The following is a 14542-nucleotide window of genomic DNA, read 5'->3' on the forward strand; positions in this document are numbered from 1 at the left end:
CTACACCTTGTAGCGTTCAACGAGCTTGAGCAGGTCCTTGGCCAAGTCCGAAATGCCCCTGACCGACTCCTCAAGCTGGTTGGCGCTGTCGAGATTCTGGTGGCTGGCCTGACGGATGTTCTCCATGGCCGTGTTCACTTGGTCCATGCCCACAAGCTCCTCCCGGCTGGAGGCGGCTATCTGCGTGGCAGCCAGGCCGGATTCCCTGACGCTCTCGGACAAGGTCAGGATGGCTTCGCGCGCGGCCGATGCCTTGTCGCGACCGGAAGCGACAGCCTTGCCGCCCTCCTCGGTGGCCATGACCGAAGTCGCGGTGGCCTTCTGCATTTCTTCCAGGCCGACGCGGATCTGGCGGATGGCTTCCTTGGACCGCTCGGCCAGGCTGCGAATCTCCGCGGCCACCACGGCGAAGCCCTTGCCCTCCTCGCCGGCCCTGGCGGCCTCGATGGAGGCGTTGACGGCCAGGATGTTGGACTGCTCGGCCAGCCCGCGCACGGCGCTGGTGATGTCGCCGATGTCCTGGCTCTTCTCCGAGAGGGCCACGATGTTCTGGGCGATGAAGTCCATCTTGTCCGTGATGAGGCGCATGCCCTCCAGGGTGCCTTCGCTGGCCTGAATGCCCTGGCGGGTGATTTCAGCCACGCGCTGCGCGCTGTCGGCCACGAAACGGGCCTTTTCGTTGGAGAGTTGGGCGGTCTGCCTGGCCTCGGCCACGGTGGCCGTGGTCTCGGTTACCGCCGTGGCCGTTTCCGACGAGGAGGCCGAGAGCTGGGCGGTGGAGGCGGAAATCTGGCCCACGCTGGAGGCCAGCACGGCCACGGCGTCGCGGGTCTTGCCCGCCAACTCGCGCAGGTTGGCGGTCATGGATTTGAGGGCCTTGCCCATGATGTCCCGCTCGGATTGCGGCTGCACCTCCAGGGTCAAATCCCCCTGGGCGATGTGCTCCATGCTCCTGGCCACGTTCAGCAATGACGCGCTCATGCGCGCGAAGGAACTCTGCAGAGCGCCGATTTCGTCCCTGCGCCGGCTGCTGTCCTGATCCAGGCGCTGCCCGAAGGCCAGCCCATGGCTCAGATCGCCCTGGGCGATTCTGTCCGCGGCCGCCACCACCTGTCGCAGGGGCGCGGTCACGGAACGGGCGATGACCAGAGCCATGAGCAGTCCGGTCAGGATGGCCGCTCCGCTGATCAGGATCAGCACAAGCTGGTTGCGCTGCAAATGGCCGGTAGTGGTTGCGTATATCTCACCGGACCGACGGGAAATCTCGGCTTCCAGCGCGTCGAGCCCCTGTTGGAACTTATTAAGGTTAGGCAAGGCCTCGGTTGCAAAGACCTCTTGAGCCTGCTTGGCGTGTCCTGGGCCTGCCTGGCGGTAGATGGCGAAGATGCGTTGGAACGACTCATGGATAAGCCGGTGCGGCTCCTCCAGAGCATTCAGCAGGGGGTTGGTGCTCGGGGCCAGCTCTTCCATGGCTTGCCGACCTTGCCCATAGTACCATTTAGCGAAGGGGCAGGCCCGATGGTCGATAACGACCTCCGCGTTCGCCAGGTTCTGGAACACGAGGCCTTCGCTGAGCGCCAGGGTCCATTGCAAATGGTTGATCACCCTGTTTTTGAATTCCGAGGCCATGGTCTCAAAACGGGTGGCGAGCGCGGCGTCGTCCAGATTTTCCCGTTGCGCCTTGTGGCTGACAAAGGCGATGGTCAGCAGCAGCGCCAGCACCGCGCCGAAGCCGATAGTCAGCTTGCGTCCAAGGTTCAGGTCGTTCCAGGACATGCAAGGCTCCTTGGGCCAGGACAATCCGGCCGGATTCCGTTTGTCGGCGGCTGGCGCGCCGCCCGATTATCACAGGTCTGCTAGAGCAGATTGCTTTTAATACGCCCGCTCCGGCGTTGACGGCGCAAGTGAATTGCGCCTACGCCGAAGCTAGCGGCAAGCCATGCCGACGCATGGCTTGCAGAGCATTTTCAAAAGCAAAATGCTCTAAACACGCTCCTCGACCAGCAGGTTCTGGTCCGTCAGCAGCGCATCCCCATCGAGCAGCAGCCAGCCCTGCGTTGTCACGCCCCGGCACAAGGCCGCCAGCGCCAACGGCAGGTTGGCCGGCGCGGGAAGCTTGTCCGTCTCGGCCAGGGATTGAACTCCCAGCACTTCGTCGGCCAGCAGGGCCGTTTCCAGCCCATGACCCCGTGCGATTACCACCGCCGGCGTTTCCGGGACCAAACCGGGGTCAAGGCCCAGAAACAGCGGCAGATCCATTATCGCCACCACTCGGCCGCGCAGGGCGGTCACGCCCATGATGAAAGGCGGCACGCAGGGAATGGGCGTCAGCCCGCCAAGAACCTGGGCCTCCAGGACGCAGCTTGTCTCCAGGCCGAAGATGCGCCTGGAGCGGCGGAAAAACAGCCATCCAGCGAGGTCTTCCGCGGCTTCGGCCTTGGGGCCGTGGCGTCGGGCCAGCCTGGCGGCCCGGGCCTTGAGAATGGCTTCGCGAATCTGGATGCCGTCGTCCATGGCTTACCCGGTTTACCCAATCATGGCTTGGATGATCTCCGTGATCCGGCCCGCGGTCATGCCTTCGGATTCAGGCACTATCCCCTCGCGGTCCAGCCCCTGGAGCCCTGCCAGTGCGTTCTTCAGGCTCCGCCTGCTCTCCTGCTCGCGGCCAAGTTCCTTGAGCAGCAGGCCCAGGGAAAAGTGGGCCAGTAAAAAGCCCGGCTCCAGGTAGAGGGCCTTCTGTAGAGCCTCCACGGCTTCCTTCAGTCGGCGTAGCTCCTGCAGGATGACCGCCAGCAGGTAGTGATGGGCCGCGTGCATCTTGTCCGCGGCAATGGCCTCGCGGCAAGTCCGCTCGGCCAGCGCAAGATCTCCCGAGCCCGCCAGCATCCTGGCCGTAAGATTGGCCAACAAGCCGCTTTGGGCCGGAGACAGGCCGCTCCGGTCCACCGAGGCCAGACGCTCTCCGGCCTCGGCGTAGCAGCCGCGCTCAACAGCCGCGCGGGCCTCATGCAATGCTTGTTCGATAAGCGATGCCTCGCCTGCGGCTTTTCTGTCAAGGAGACCCGCCGCCGGCAGGGAATCCTGCACTGGCAGCGCAGGAGGACCGGCAAGGTCCGGCTCGGTCGGCTCAGGCATCGACGTAATGTTGGGCGCAGGCTGCCCGATCCGGCAGGACTCCCGGCAATAGAGAATGCCGCGCTCGTTCAGGTCCACACTAAACAGTCCGCTGCTCGTCACCAGGCTGCCTTCGCTGGGCCCGACCACCAGCAGGCCGCCGTCCACCAAGCAGCCGTGCAACTTGGTCACGACTTTCTGGCCCAACTGCGGCGAGAAATACATGAGCACGTTGCGGCAAAGGATGAGGTCCTGGGCGTTGGTGCGGTTCTCCAGCGCCGGATAGGCGTCCACGGCCAGATTGAGACAGGCCAGGCTGACCATGGAGCGGATGTCCGGGCTCAGCTCCCAGACCTCGTCGGGCAGGCTGCGGAACCAGGCGTTGCGGATGCGCGACGGAGTGGCCCGGAAGGACCATTGCCTGTAGATGGCGCGCTGGGCCTTGTCCAGGAAGCGCGGATTGAGGTCCGTGGCCAGGATGCTCACCGGCACCTGTATCGCGCCGCGCATGAGTTCCTTGAGCAGAATGGCCACGGTATAGGGCTCCTCGCCGGTGCAGCAGCCGGCGCTCCAGATGCGCAGGGGACGACCTTCCCGGCTGGCGCGGCGGAGCAAGCCGGGCAGGACCTCCTCGCGCAGCAGGTCCAGCAGCCGCTTGTCGCGAAAAAAATACGTCTCGCCGATGGTTAGCTGCCCGGCCAGATTGTCCAGCACATGGCGGTTCGCGCGACCCGCAAGGATCTCCTCCACAAGCGCCTCCGGGCCGTTGCGGCCCAGTTCGACCGCAGCCCTGGCCACGCCGCGCAGCAGGTCCTTGTGACGCTCGACCGGGAAGTGCAGCCCGAGATATTTGCCGACAAAGCGGCTCAGCCGCTCCATGGTTTCGGGGGATAGGGAGGAGGAAGGCATGGCGCTAGGCGTCGGCCTGCTCCCGGCGCAGGCCGGAGGCCGCTTCGTCCAGGGCTTGCGCCTCCTCCAGGGAGAGCAGCCTGGCCAGGTCGTGAATGAGCACGATTTCGTCTTCCAGGCGAGCCACGCCGTCCAGGTACTCCAGGCCGGGCCAGATTTCGCCCGCCAGAGTGATGCACGAGGCCATGGCCTCGCGCACGCCTTCCACGGCGTCCACCAGCAAGGCCAGCAGGCGACCCGAGGCGCGCACGAGCAGGAAACTGTCCGAGACGCGCAACTCGCGCGGGGGCAGGCCGAAGCGGCGACGCAAATCCACCACGGGAGCCATGCGCCCGCCGATGTCCACGGCGCCCAGGATCACCTCGGGCGCGCCCGGCAGGGACGTGACCCATGCCGCGCGTTCGGCGCTCAGCACATCGCGCAAGGGGACCGCGAAGCGGTGGCTGTCCAGGCTGAAGAGGACATAACGGGTCGGCTTGGCCACTCTCCGCCCTCCTTGCGGCGGAAGCGGGGCACTCTCGCGGCGGGATGCCGACCAGGTGCGCCCGCCTGCTCCGGCAGCGGAATCAGCATATTCACTACACGCCACCGGCTTGGGCAGCAAGCGCACGTGAAGGCAATAAACAACCGATCCACGGCGTTGCGCGTCTGCGGGGCTTGATCTATGGTGCTGGCCATGCGGCTCGGACTTATCCAGCTAAACCCCACCGTGGGCGACATCGAAGGCAATGCCGCGCGCATCGAGCAGGCCGTGCGCCGCGCCACTGCCCAAGGCGCGCGCCTGTGCCTGACCTCGGAAATGGCCCTGACCGGCTATCCGCCCAGGGACTTGCTCCTGTTCGGCTCCTTCGTACGCCGCGTGACGGAAGCCCTGGAAGATCTTGCCCGCAGGCTTGCCAACGAGGCTCCCGTACTCGTGGGCACGGTGGAGGCCAATCCCGGCCCCTGCGGCAAGCTCCTGCGCAACGCGGCCGTGCTCCTGGGCGGCGGGCGGTTGCGGCACTCTTTCCACAAGACGCTCCTGCCCACCTACGACGTATTCGACGAATCGCGCTACTTCGAGCCTTCGCAGGAGCCCAAGCTTTTCGAGCTGGACGGCCTGCGCATGGCCGTGACCGTGTGCGAGGACATCTGGAACGACAAGGACTACTGGCCCAGGCGCAATTACGCCTTCGATCCGCTGGAGGCCTTGGCCAGCCAAGCGCCCGACGTGATCCTGAACCTGTCGGCCTCGCCGTTCCATTTAGGCAAGCAGGCCGAGCGCGAGCGCATGCTCGCGGCCATCTCCCGCAAATACAAGGCCCCGCTGGCCTACGTGAACCAGGTCGGCGGCAACGACGACCTGATCTTCGACGGCCGCAGCACGGTCTTCGACTCCCAGGGCCGCATCCTTGCCCGCCTCGCGGCCTTTGCCGAGGATGTCGCCGTGGTAAACCTCGCGGCCTCCCCGGTGCCGCTGCCGGCCGATCTCTCGGGCCCGGCCGATGCACTGGAAGCCCTGGTCATGGGCACGCGCGACTATGCGCGCAAGTGCGGCTTCAAAAGCGCGCTGCTGGGCCTTTCGGGCGGCATCGATTCCGCGCTCACCGCCGCCGTTGCCGCGCGCGCCCTGGGACCCGACAACGTGCTGGGCGTGCTCATGCCCTCGCCCTATTCCAGCCGGGGCAGCATCGACGACTCCCTGGAGCTGGCGCGCAATCTGGGCCTGCGCACCCTGACCCTGCCCATCGCCCCGCTCATGGCGGCCTTCGAGCAGACCCTGGAGGAGCCCTTCCGCGGCCTGTGCCCGGACGTGACCGAGGAGAACATCCAGTCGCGCATCCGCGGCAACCTGCTCATGGCCCTGTCCAACAAATACTGCTCCATGCTGCTGACCACGGGCAACAAGAGCGAGCTGGCCGTGGGCTACTGCACCATCTACGGCGACATGTCCGGCGGACTGGCGGTCATCTCGGACGCTCCCAAGACGCTGGTCTACGCCATGTCCCGCCAGCTCAACGCGGACTCGCCCACGCCGATCATTCCGGAGTCCATCCTGACCAAACCGCCCTCGGCCGAGTTGCGTCCCGGCCAGGTCGACCAGGACAGCCTGCCGCCTTATGATGTGCTCGACGCCATCCTGGCCCTGCACATCGAGGAACACCGAGGTTTGGAGGAGATCGTGGCCGCGGGCTTCGACGAGCCCACGGTGCGCCGAGTGCTCAAGCTGGTGGCCATTGCCGAGTTCAAGCGCCGCCAGGCCGCGCCCGGCCTGCGCATTACCCGCCGGGCTTTCGGCACCGGCTGGCGCATGCCCATCGCACGACGCTGGACTTTTTAAGGTATCTTGCATTTGACCTGAGAGAGGGCGCCGCCCTCTCTCAGCCTCTCTCCCGGCAGGGAGCGGCGCACCCTGCACCCCCATTTAATTTCATCTGCAGGGTGCTGTAAGCCGGGAGAGAGGCGCTGCCCCTCTTCCAGCCCTCACTCCGTCAAGAGTCTATCCGAATAAAGCCGGGTCCGTTATATTGGCTGCCTGCCTTATGATCGCCTGCCCTTCTTTTCGAACACTCGCCTGATCACGCTTTCCAGCTCGTCCGGATCGATGGGCTTGGAGATGTAGTCGTCCATCCCGGCGGCAAGCAGATGCTCGCGATCTTCCTTGAGGGCGTATGCGGTCAGGGCGACGACAGGAATATCGGGATCACCGGCCTGCCCTCCCCGAATGGCCTTCGTGGCTGCTTCCCCGTCCATCTCCGGCATGCGCACATCCATGAGCACCAGGTCGAACGTGTTGCTGGAGAGCGCCTCCAGGGCCTTTGCGCCGTTCTCCACGGCAGTCACGCGGTGGCCCTTCTTCTGGAGCAGCTCCACGGCGACGAGCTGGTTGATTTCGTTGTCTTCGGCCAGCAGAATTTCAAGGCCCCGCAGACCCGCCTTCTCCGCTTCGGCCCGCGTTGGCTCCGGCATTTTCGCCTGCTCCGCGCCAGCCAGGCCGAACAGGGCCGTGAAGAAAAAATGGGAGCCTTCGCCGAGTGAACTCTCCACACCGATTTCGCCGTCCATCATTTCCACCAGTCGTTTGGAGATGGCCAGCCCCAACCCTGTGCCGCCGTATTTTGCCAGATTTTCGATATTGGCTTGGTAAAAGCTGTCGAACACATGCTTAATGCGGTCCGGCGCGATGCCGATGCCTGTGTCGCGCACCGAGAAGCGTATGCGGACACGGCCATCGCTCCCCTGGCCGGCATCTTCCACGTTGACCAGGATGCGGCCCTGATCGGTGAATTTGATCGCGTTGCCTATCAGATTCGTGAGCACCTGCTTCAGGCGGACCGCATCGCCCACAAGCCGCCTCGGCACTTCCGAATCGATGCCATGGCGCAGGTCCACGCCTTTCCTCTCCGCAATGCCCTCGAGAGCCTCGACGACATCGGTAACGCATTGATCGAGATCGAATGGTATCCTCTGCAACTCGAATTTCCCGGCCTCTATCTTGGACAGATCCAGGATATCGTTGACGATGTCGAGCAGATTAAGCGCCGATTTCCTGCCCATATCCAGATAATTACGCACGGAAGTTGAAGGCTCCTTCATGAGCGCCAGCTCGATGGAGCCGATGATGCCGTTCATGGGCGTGCGGAGCTCATGACTCATATTGGCGAGGAAATCGGATTTGGCCTTGTTTGCCGCTTCGGCTTGCGCCCTGGCGCGCAACAGCGACTCGGCGAGCAGGGATATCATGATGTTGCTTATGATGAAGATGCCCATGCCCAGCCAATCGATGACATCCTCGATTATCAAGAACCCTGTTGGCTCCAGCCAGACTGCGGCAAGGAAAGAGGCAAGGGCTGTAGCCAGCAAACCGGCGTAAATTCCGCCAACCATGGCGGCGATCATCACTGCGGGATAGAGCGTAACAAAGAGGACGCGCGGCTGATGAGAGCCAATGATCAATATTCTGAGCCAGGCGGCGACGAGCACAACCAGGATGGCAATGAGTAATCGCAGCCACAACGAGCGTACAGTCCGAATATGGATCATGCATTTCTCTCGTTAACGCGCAAGCTCAATGCCTGGTTGCGTCCGTGCCTTTTCTCCGGCGGATGTATCTATACTTTCCAGACTCTTCCTTGCTATATCGCATCCAATTATAACTTATACGCCACCCCTTATCGCTTTCAAGAGCTTCTTTTCTGCTACAGTGCAAGACGAAAAGAAAGTGCAGATGCGTGGGCAAGTTGAAGATAGCAGACGGGCCGTTTTCCGTAATCCACACGCCCGCCCGCCTGTTCGGACATGCCGCGCATGGTGTTTGTACTCCCGAGCCTGTGAGTTCTAGCATGGATTGAACAATACTCAATGTTCAGCCCATGGAGTAGCGTCATGTTATGGATAAGTCTCGTGCAGATCGTTCTTGTCCTTGGCCTGGCCGTGAGCGGATTCGAGTATTTCATGAAGCGCAGGAGCGCGGAGGGCGAGGAGAAGAAGACCTTGGCCGTGCATTTACTGATCAGGATCGCAGTGCTGAGCGCGGCCATGTTCGGGTTGGATCACTTTTTCGGGTAGATGCGCGGGCGTGCTTGCGCGGGAGTAGATACTCCCGGCAATGCACGCGATGGATTATCGGTCCGCACGTTCGACGGGCGCAACCGTTCACGCTCGGAAGCCGGCATCGGACCGTCCGCGCCGGGCGGATTCCTCTTCCTTCTACATCGTGCTTTCCGACAGCTCCTTGATCTTCCTCACTGCCTTGTCCCACGACTTCGGGATGGAATCGAGGTACTCTTCAGGAAGCTCCTGCTCGATAGTCAAAGTCGTTTTCCCGTCCTCTTGAGACAGGGTATAGTTCTCCTTGCAGCCTCGCCATTTCATTGCTTCAGGGCTGCTCTGGTCCTCTTTTCCATTCATGATGACTGCCTGGTGCTCGATGGAAAGCAGCTCGGGAGGCTTCTTGGCGACAAGCTTGCCCACCAGGCCCATGCCGCTGCCGTCCACGAATGCGATTCTGCCGCCAACGTTCCAGTCGCCTTCCGCGTGCGACCCTTCGCTGAATTCCGCATACCAGACCCGCGTGAACTCGTCCCGCAGCAGCACATCCCAGACCTTATCCCTGGGCGCGTTGATCGTGACCGTCTTTTTCATCATCTCCTTGCTCATGTTCATACCTCCTGGGGTTGGCGGATTCGTTATAACCATCAGGCTTGAGGCATCGCGGCCATGTCCATGTATATGATCTCCCACTGGTGCCCATCCAGATCGGCAAAGCTGTGCCCGTACATCCAGCCCTGGTCCATGGGCTCCATGTAGACCGATTCGCCGGCCTGCCGGGCCTTGCTCACCAAATCATCGACTTCCGCCCTGCTGCCCGCGTCCATGGCGATCAGGACTTCCGTGCTATTCCTAGCGTCGGAGATCTCCTTCCTGGTAAATGTCTTGAATAATGGCTCCGTCAGAAGCATCGCGTAGATATTCTCGCCGATTATCAAACAGGCTGCATTCTCGTCGGTGAATTGCTCGTTGAATCCGAAACCGAGCTTGCTGAAGAACTCCTTGGATTTATCGAGGTCTTTTACCGGCAGGTTCACGAAGAGTTGCTTCGCCATCCTCATCTCCTTTGTCTTTTGCTGACAGCATTTCTCTAGCTGCATCAACGCTTGGGGATGCATATCGCCATGGCATGGCGCTGTCCGGCGGCAAGCCGGTCGGATTCGTCAACGTAGCAGGAGACGGGATTTACGTCACTCGGCGGGGTCGATTGGAAGGCTTGTTCGTATATAAAGGGGGACGGCTCTCACCGCCCCCTATCCCGGCCTAGCGGCCGGTCACAAAGACGCCGAACGTCGGTCCGCCAATTGCCACGTAGTGGCCGCCAGCGGGTCTGCGGGAACGGGACTCGTTGTGATGGTAGTGGTGCACCTCTCGGTACTCTTCACGTCTTTCGTGTCTGTGTTTTTTCTTCCAGTGTTTGTGCTTGGGTCGATGACGGTGGTCATCGTGATCACAGCCGTTGTTGACGATGACGACCTTGTCGGCGAAGGCGGGTGCCGCGCTGAGGGTTACAAGGGTAAACGCCAGTGTGAGTGTGATCAGCAGGATGCGCACGATTGTACCTCCTTTTGACCTTCACTGAGCAGGCGCTGTACCATGATTGCGTTTGCTAATCGCATTAAGTGGATGAACATGGATTAGCGGGTTAGGTCACAGCGGTGGGAAGCTGCTGCACACTGTGCAAGATGCAGGCTTTTGCACGTCAGGTGTGCGTTTTGTTGCACGGGGCAAAAGGAGCTTACGCATGTCCGCTTGACCGATTTTGATCCGATCCATATGGTTGGCTAACAGACTTAGCCAAGGAGGTGGCCAATGGCACAAATCGTCAACATGCATGAGGCTAAGACGCAACTCTCGCAACTCGTAGCCAGGGCGGAAGAAGGCGAAGAGGTCATCCTCGCCCGCAACGGCAAGCCCGTGGTCAAGCTCGTCCCAGTGGAGGAAAAGCCGCGCATTCCACCCGCCGGACTTTTCGCGGGAAAGATAAAGATGTCTGAGGACTTCAACGAGCCGCTGCCGGACGAATACTATGGCCTCTAGGCTGCTCCTGGATACCTGCGCGCTTCTCTGGTGGTTCGGCAATCCCGGCAAGCTCAGTGCGGCGGCGCGGCAAGCGATCGAGGAAAGCGACCTGCTCGTCTCGGCAGTGTCCGGCTATGAAATCGCGCTCAAGATCAATCTGGGCAAACTGGAGTTGAGCATGGACCTGGGAGAACTGTTGGTTGCGGTCAAGGCGTATCCAGGCATGCGGCCCCTGCCAGTGACCATGGAGCACGCCGCCATGGCCGGCGCGCTGCCGTTCACACACAAGGATCCGTTCGATCGGATTATTGTTGCGCAGGCGAAGGTGGAAGGAGTGAAGATTGTTACATCGGATGCGGTGTTTGAGGAGTATGGGGTGGGGGTGGTTTGGTAGAAGCTATACCATAAAGCATGGAAACGTTATTTTTATTCAATACCGTGTATTTCTCTAAAACTAAGCATATGCTTAAATAGAGATTTATGCTCCTCCATTTGATCTAAACTAATTAAAACAACCTCAATTGCACCGAACAAAATAGTAATCAATAGACTGAAGAAAAACTTCAGATCACTATCGTCAATATCTTTGAAGACAACTATTGCTGCCTTGTCGCCTTCAACCTCCAAATGCCTTTGTTCAAGCCTTGATATATTATTATGAGAATATGAGCAGAGTAGCATATTGACTATTTTAAAGTTTGCTTCGCAGTTAGCTTTTTCAAATTTTTCTTTACTGAATAATCGCGAAAAACCTTCTTGAGATAGTTGCTTTTGTTCCTCTTGGCTTTCTATCTGATATTTATTTGCCAACTCTATGTCTAACTTGGCACTTTCATCATTACTATTTTGAATAATCTTAGCAGCCTCAATGCGCTCCCAAGCGTATGCCGCTAGCGCATGTTTTATGTAATTACTATCATTTTTTGCTGATCTTAAATCTACATATGCTTCCAGCATAGATCTTAATACAATTGGAGTGGAAGTATAATTACCCTCCTTAATAAGAATGTAAACGCCATTTGCTTTCTCGAGTATGTTTGCTAGCAGGGTAAACATATAAAGCTGAGATATTTCTTGATGGTAAATTAGCCTCTCAGACATCCCAGCTACTTCGTTGTACAGCTTAAGGAAATCTTCACACGCTCTTTCACGATTCATATCCACTCCGATTCAAAAGGAAGCCGGCTTTCGCCGGCTCCCAGTTTTCTTCAATTCGCCTTCCCCCTCTAACCTCAGCACATCGAATCCACGCCCTCATACACCAACCTATCCGCATACTCCGCCTGCTTGCCCTTATTCCACTGGCTCACCGGCCGGTAGTACCCGACAACCCGCGTATACACCTCGGTCTCTCCGCCGCACTCGGGGCACTGCTCTTGCTCTCCGGCGATGTAGCCGTGGCTCTTGCAGATGGAGAAGGTCGGGGTAATGGAGATGTATGGGATTTTGGTCTTGGTCAGGGCGCGCACGATGAAGTTCTTGAGCGCCTTGGTGTCGGTCACGGCCTCGCCCAGGTAGGTGTGGAACACGGTGCCGCCTGTGTACAGCGGCTGCAGCTCGTTCTGGTGCTCCAGGGCGTAGATGATATCGCTGGACTGGCCCACGGGCAGCGTGGTCGAGTTGGTGTAATACGGCGTGCCGTTGCCCGAGGTCTGGATGTCCGCGTACAAGTTGCGGTCGATCTTGGCCAGCCGGTAGCTGGTGCCTTCGGCGGGCGTGGCTTCCAGGTTGTACAGGTTGCCGGTCTCTTCCTGGAAACGGCTGGTGACCTTGCGCAGGTGGTTCAAGGTGCGCTGCATGAGGCGGATGCCGGCCGGGGTTTCGATGCCCTTGCCCAGCAGGTTCAGGCAGGCCTCGTGGCCGCCCACCAGACCGATGGTCGAGAAGTGCGCCTTGAAGCCGTTCTTCAGGTAGCGCCTGGTCCAGGGGAACATGCCCCGCTCCAGGTTCTCGTTGACCATCTTGCGCTTGAACTCCAGGGAGTCCTTGGCCATCTCGGCGTACTGCTCCACCTGGTCGAGGAAATCCTCCTCGCCTTCGGACAGGTAGGCCAGCTTGGGCAGGTTGAGCGTGACCACGCCGATGGAGCCGGTCAGGTCGCCCGCGCCGAACAGTCCGCCGACCTTGTTGCGCAGTTCGCGCAGGTCCATCTGCAGGCGGCAGCACATGGAGCGCACGTCCTCGGGCTTGATGTCCGAGTTGATGAAGTTCTGGAAATAGGGCGCGCCGTACTTGGCGGTCATCTGCAGCAGCAGCTCGCCGATCTCCGTTTCCCAGGGAAAGTCGGAGGTGATGTTGTAGGTCGGGATGGGGAAGGAGAAGATGCGCTTATGGTAGTCGCCCGCCAGCATGACCTCCAGGAAGGCCTTGTTGATCCACTGCATCTCTTGCTCGTACTCGCCGTAGGTCGAGTCCTGGAGCTTGCCGCCGATGATGACGGCCTCGTTGGCGATGTGGTTCGGGCACTTGAGGTCGAAGGTCAGGTTGGTGAACGGGCTCTGGCCGCCCCAGCGCGAGGTCGTGTTCAGGTTGAACACGAACTTCTGCATCATCTGGAGCACGTCGTCGTAGTTCAGGTTGTCGTGGCGGATGAAGGGCGCAAGATAGGTATCCACGTTGTTGAAGGCCTGAGCGCCGGCCCACTCGTTCTGCAGCGTGCCCAGGAAATTGACCATCTGGCCCAGGATGGAATCGAAGTGGCGCGCGGGCCCGGCGCAGGAGCGACCCTCGAGGTTGAAGCCCTCGATGAGCAGATCGCGCAGGGACCAACCGGCGCAATAGCCGGCCAGACCAAAGGACAGATCGTGGATGTGGAAGTAGCCGTGCTCGTGGGCGGCGCGGATCTCCTCGGGATATTTCTCCAGGGCGTAGCGGGCCTGTATGGTGCCCGAGAGGTGCAGCATGAGCCCCTGGAAGGAGTGGGTCATGTTGGCGTTCTCGTTCACCCGCCAGTCAGCCTTGGTCAGATACTGGTCGATGGTCTCCGTGATGTCCAGGTAGGCCTGCTTGTGCGCGCGCAGCTCGCGGCGCTTCTCGCGGTACAGGACGTACTTCTTGGCCACGTCGTAGAGCCGGTTCTCCATGAGCACCAGTTCCACGGTATCCTGAATCTGTTCCTGCTCGGCAACGTCCAGGCCTTCGAGTTTCTTCTCAACCTTGCAGGCGAGCCTCTTGGACAGGATGGGGTCCTTGATGCCGCTGGCCTTGAGGGCTTTGAGAATGGCTTCGCCGATGCGGTCCGTGGACCACGTTTCCAGTCGTCCGTCCCTCTTGCGAATCTGTAGCGGCATACGTTCCCCCCGGAGCGATGTAGTTCTGAATAGTCAGGTTGAAGCCGGCCGGCAGGTAGCCGCGCGCGGTCTCCACGTCGGTTTCTGTGAGCAGCGGAACATGGGTAAGGCGGAACATGAAGGCTTCGGGATGCTGCTCGGCCAGCCCGAAAATGGACGAGAGCAGGGCCTTGGACGTGGCGGCCGAAACCGCGTCGCCCGTGAGTTGCGGATACAGCTCGAAGGGGCCCTTCACGTCCACGGAAAAGGCCTGGGCCAGGCCGCGATTGAGGATTTCGAGCAGCACGTCGGGACGCATGCCGTTGGTGTCCACCTTGACGGGCAGGCCGTAAGCCCGCAGGTCGTCCAGGAAGGGCAGCAGGCCCGGGTCGGCCATGGGCTCGCCGCCCGTGACCACGATGCCGTCCAGCCAGGCCGCGCGCTTTTTAAGAAAGCCGCGCACATCCGGGCCGAACAGCACTGGATGGCGCTCGGGCCGCCAAGCCAGACCAGCGTTGTGGCAGGTTGGGCAGCGCAGGTTGCATCCACCCATGAACAGGACGCAACTGGCGCGCCCCGGCCAGTCGCAAAGGCTCAAGGGCGTAAGCCCGCGCAGGTTGCCCCAGGCGTTCTTGTCTTTTTCCATAAGTATTATGAGCGGCGCAAAGCCGCGCTCCCTGACCGGCATCCGCGTGCCG

15 protein-coding genes are annotated in these 14542 nt (G+C 60.7%); 4 read left to right on the forward strand and 11 right to left on the reverse strand.

Annotated features, from left to right (window positions below; all coding sequences use genetic code 11):
* From H585_RS0112670 to H585_RS0112685, 4 genes are all read right to left on the reverse strand, one after another.
* Nucleotides 1-1776, reverse strand: a complete 1776-nt coding sequence (locus H585_RS0112670) for a methyl-accepting chemotaxis protein (protein ID WP_027368099.1) — start codon at nt 1774-1776, stop codon at nt 1-3.
* A gap of 207 nt (nt 1777-1983) precedes the next feature.
* A complete protein-coding gene (locus H585_RS0112675) occupies nt 1984-2514 on the reverse strand; it encodes a chemotaxis protein CheW (protein ID WP_014259566.1) in 531 nt (176 codons plus the stop codon).
* A 12-nt stretch (nt 2515-2526) separates the two neighbouring features.
* Entirely contained in the window at nt 2527-4023 is a 1497-nt protein-coding gene (locus tag H585_RS0112680) for a CheR family methyltransferase (RefSeq protein ID WP_027368100.1), read from the reverse strand.
* 4 nt (nt 4024-4027) lie between these two features.
* A complete protein-coding gene (locus H585_RS0112685) occupies nt 4028-4507 on the reverse strand; it encodes a chemotaxis protein CheW (RefSeq protein ID WP_014259564.1) in 480 nt (159 codons plus the stop codon).
* A gap of 192 nt (nt 4508-4699) precedes the next feature.
* Here H585_RS0112685 and H585_RS0112690 point away from each other — a divergent pair, with 192 nt between their 5' ends.
* A complete protein-coding gene (locus tag H585_RS0112690) occupies nt 4700-6343 on the forward strand; it encodes an NAD+ synthase (protein ID WP_027368101.1) in 1644 nt (547 codons plus the stop codon).
* 200 nt (nt 6344-6543) lie between these two features.
* On the opposite strand, the gene H585_RS0112695 is transcribed toward H585_RS0112690, so the two are convergent.
* A complete protein-coding gene (locus H585_RS0112695; RefSeq protein ID WP_027368102.1) occupies nt 6544-8046 on the reverse strand; it encodes an ATP-binding protein in 1503 nt (500 codons plus the stop codon).
* A gap of 342 nt (nt 8047-8388) precedes the next feature.
* On the opposite strand from H585_RS0112695, the gene H585_RS0112700 reads away from it, so the two are divergent.
* Nucleotides 8389-8571, forward strand: coding sequence for a hypothetical protein (locus H585_RS0112700; RefSeq protein WP_027368103.1), 183 nt, complete (start codon nt 8389-8391; stop codon nt 8569-8571).
* 141 nt (nt 8572-8712) lie between these two features.
* Here the strand turns inward: H585_RS0112700 and H585_RS0112705 are convergent, their stop codons facing one another.
* The 3 genes from H585_RS0112705 to H585_RS22560 form a co-directional block, all read right to left on the reverse strand.
* The gene (locus H585_RS0112705) at nt 8713-9162 is read right to left on the reverse strand and encodes an SRPBCC family protein (RefSeq protein ID WP_027368104.1); all 450 of its coding nucleotides are present in this window, start codon (nt 9160-9162) and stop codon (nt 8713-8715) included.
* Nucleotides 9163-9200: 38 nt separating this feature from the next.
* Entirely contained in the window at nt 9201-9608 is a 408-nt protein-coding gene (locus tag H585_RS0112710; RefSeq protein WP_027368105.1) for a VOC family protein, read from the reverse strand.
* Between the two features lie 208 nt (nt 9609-9816).
* A complete protein-coding gene (locus tag H585_RS22560) occupies nt 9817-10107 on the reverse strand; it encodes a hypothetical protein (RefSeq protein WP_027368106.1) in 291 nt (96 codons plus the stop codon).
* A gap of 258 nt (nt 10108-10365) precedes the next feature.
* On the opposite strand from H585_RS22560, the gene H585_RS0112720 reads away from it, so the two are divergent.
* Together H585_RS0112720 and H585_RS0112725 are read left to right on the forward strand one after the other, a co-directional pair.
* Nucleotides 10366-10593, forward strand: a complete 228-nt coding sequence (locus H585_RS0112720) for a type II toxin-antitoxin system Phd/YefM family antitoxin (RefSeq protein WP_027368107.1) — start codon at nt 10366-10368, stop codon at nt 10591-10593.
* A complete protein-coding gene (locus tag H585_RS0112725; RefSeq protein ID WP_034627974.1) occupies nt 10583-10969 on the forward strand; it encodes a type II toxin-antitoxin system VapC family toxin in 387 nt (128 codons plus the stop codon). The genes H585_RS0112720 and H585_RS0112725 overlap by 11 nt, the downstream gene beginning before the upstream one ends.
* Before the next feature lie 32 nt (nt 10970-11001).
* Here H585_RS0112725 and H585_RS0112730 read toward each other — a convergent pair whose 3' ends face one another.
* The 3 genes from H585_RS0112730 to H585_RS22565 form a co-directional block, all read right to left on the reverse strand.
* Nucleotides 11002-11733 (reverse strand): DUF5677 domain-containing protein, encoded by a 732-nt coding sequence (locus tag H585_RS0112730; RefSeq protein WP_027368109.1) that lies wholly within the window; start codon nt 11731-11733, stop codon nt 11002-11004.
* Between the two features lie 74 nt (nt 11734-11807).
* Nucleotides 11808-13832 carry a ribonucleoside triphosphate reductase gene (locus H585_RS0112735; protein WP_244432544.1) on the reverse strand — a complete coding sequence of 675 codons (2025 nt, stop codon included), beginning with the start codon at nt 13830-13832 and terminating at the stop codon, nt 11808-11810.
* Nucleotides 13726-14532: a radical SAM protein gene (locus tag H585_RS22565; RefSeq protein WP_244432542.1), complete on the reverse strand. Its 807-nt coding sequence runs from the start codon at nt 14530-14532 to the stop codon at nt 13726-13728. Before H585_RS22565 ends, H585_RS0112735 begins: the two co-directional genes overlap by 107 nt.
* Nucleotides 14533-14542 lie beyond the last annotated feature (10 nt).

The sequence above is a fragment of the Desulfocurvibacter africanus subsp. africanus DSM 2603 genome, from assembly GCF_000422545.1.
Classification (GTDB): Bacteria; Desulfobacterota; Desulfovibrionia; order Desulfovibrionales; family Desulfovibrionaceae; genus Desulfocurvibacter; species Desulfocurvibacter africanus.

Bases quoted from the DNA above. Each gene is read 5' to 3' on its own strand.
- H585_RS0112670 (WP_027368099.1), bottom strand. From the start codon at position 1,776: ATGTCCTGGAACGACCTGAACCTTGGACGCAAGCTGACTATCGGCTTC.
- H585_RS0112705 (WP_027368104.1), bottom strand. From the start codon at position 9,162: ATGAGCAAGGAGATGATGAAAAAGACGGTCACGATCAACGCGCCCAGG.
- H585_RS0112730 (WP_027368109.1), bottom strand. From the start codon at position 11,733: ATGAATCGTGAAAGAGCGTGTGAAGATTTCCTTAAGCTGTACAACGAA.
- H585_RS0112700 (WP_027368103.1), top strand. From the start codon at position 8,389: ATGTTATGGATAAGTCTCGTGCAGATCGTTCTTGTCCTTGGCCTGGCC.
- H585_RS0112725 (WP_034627974.1), top strand. From the start codon at position 10,583: ATGGCCTCTAGGCTGCTCCTGGATACCTGCGCGCTTCTCTGGTGGTTC.
- H585_RS0112720 (WP_027368107.1), top strand. From the start codon at position 10,366: ATGGCACAAATCGTCAACATGCATGAGGCTAAGACGCAACTCTCGCAA.
- H585_RS22565 (WP_244432542.1), bottom strand. From the start codon at position 14,532: ATGCCGGTCAGGGAGCGCGGCTTTGCGCCGCTCATAATACTTATGGAA.
- H585_RS0112710 (WP_027368105.1), bottom strand. From the start codon at position 9,608: ATGGCGAAGCAACTCTTCGTGAACCTGCCGGTAAAAGACCTCGATAAA.
- H585_RS0112695 (WP_027368102.1), bottom strand. From the start codon at position 8,046: ATGATCCATATTCGGACTGTACGCTCGTTGTGGCTGCGATTACTCATT.
- H585_RS0112680 (WP_027368100.1), bottom strand. From the start codon at position 4,023: ATGCCTTCCTCCTCCCTATCCCCCGAAACCATGGAGCGGCTGAGCCGC.
- H585_RS0112675 (WP_014259566.1), bottom strand. From the start codon at position 2,514: ATGGACGACGGCATCCAGATTCGCGAAGCCATTCTCAAGGCCCGGGCC.
- H585_RS0112690 (WP_027368101.1), top strand. From the start codon at position 4,700: ATGCGGCTCGGACTTATCCAGCTAAACCCCACCGTGGGCGACATCGAA.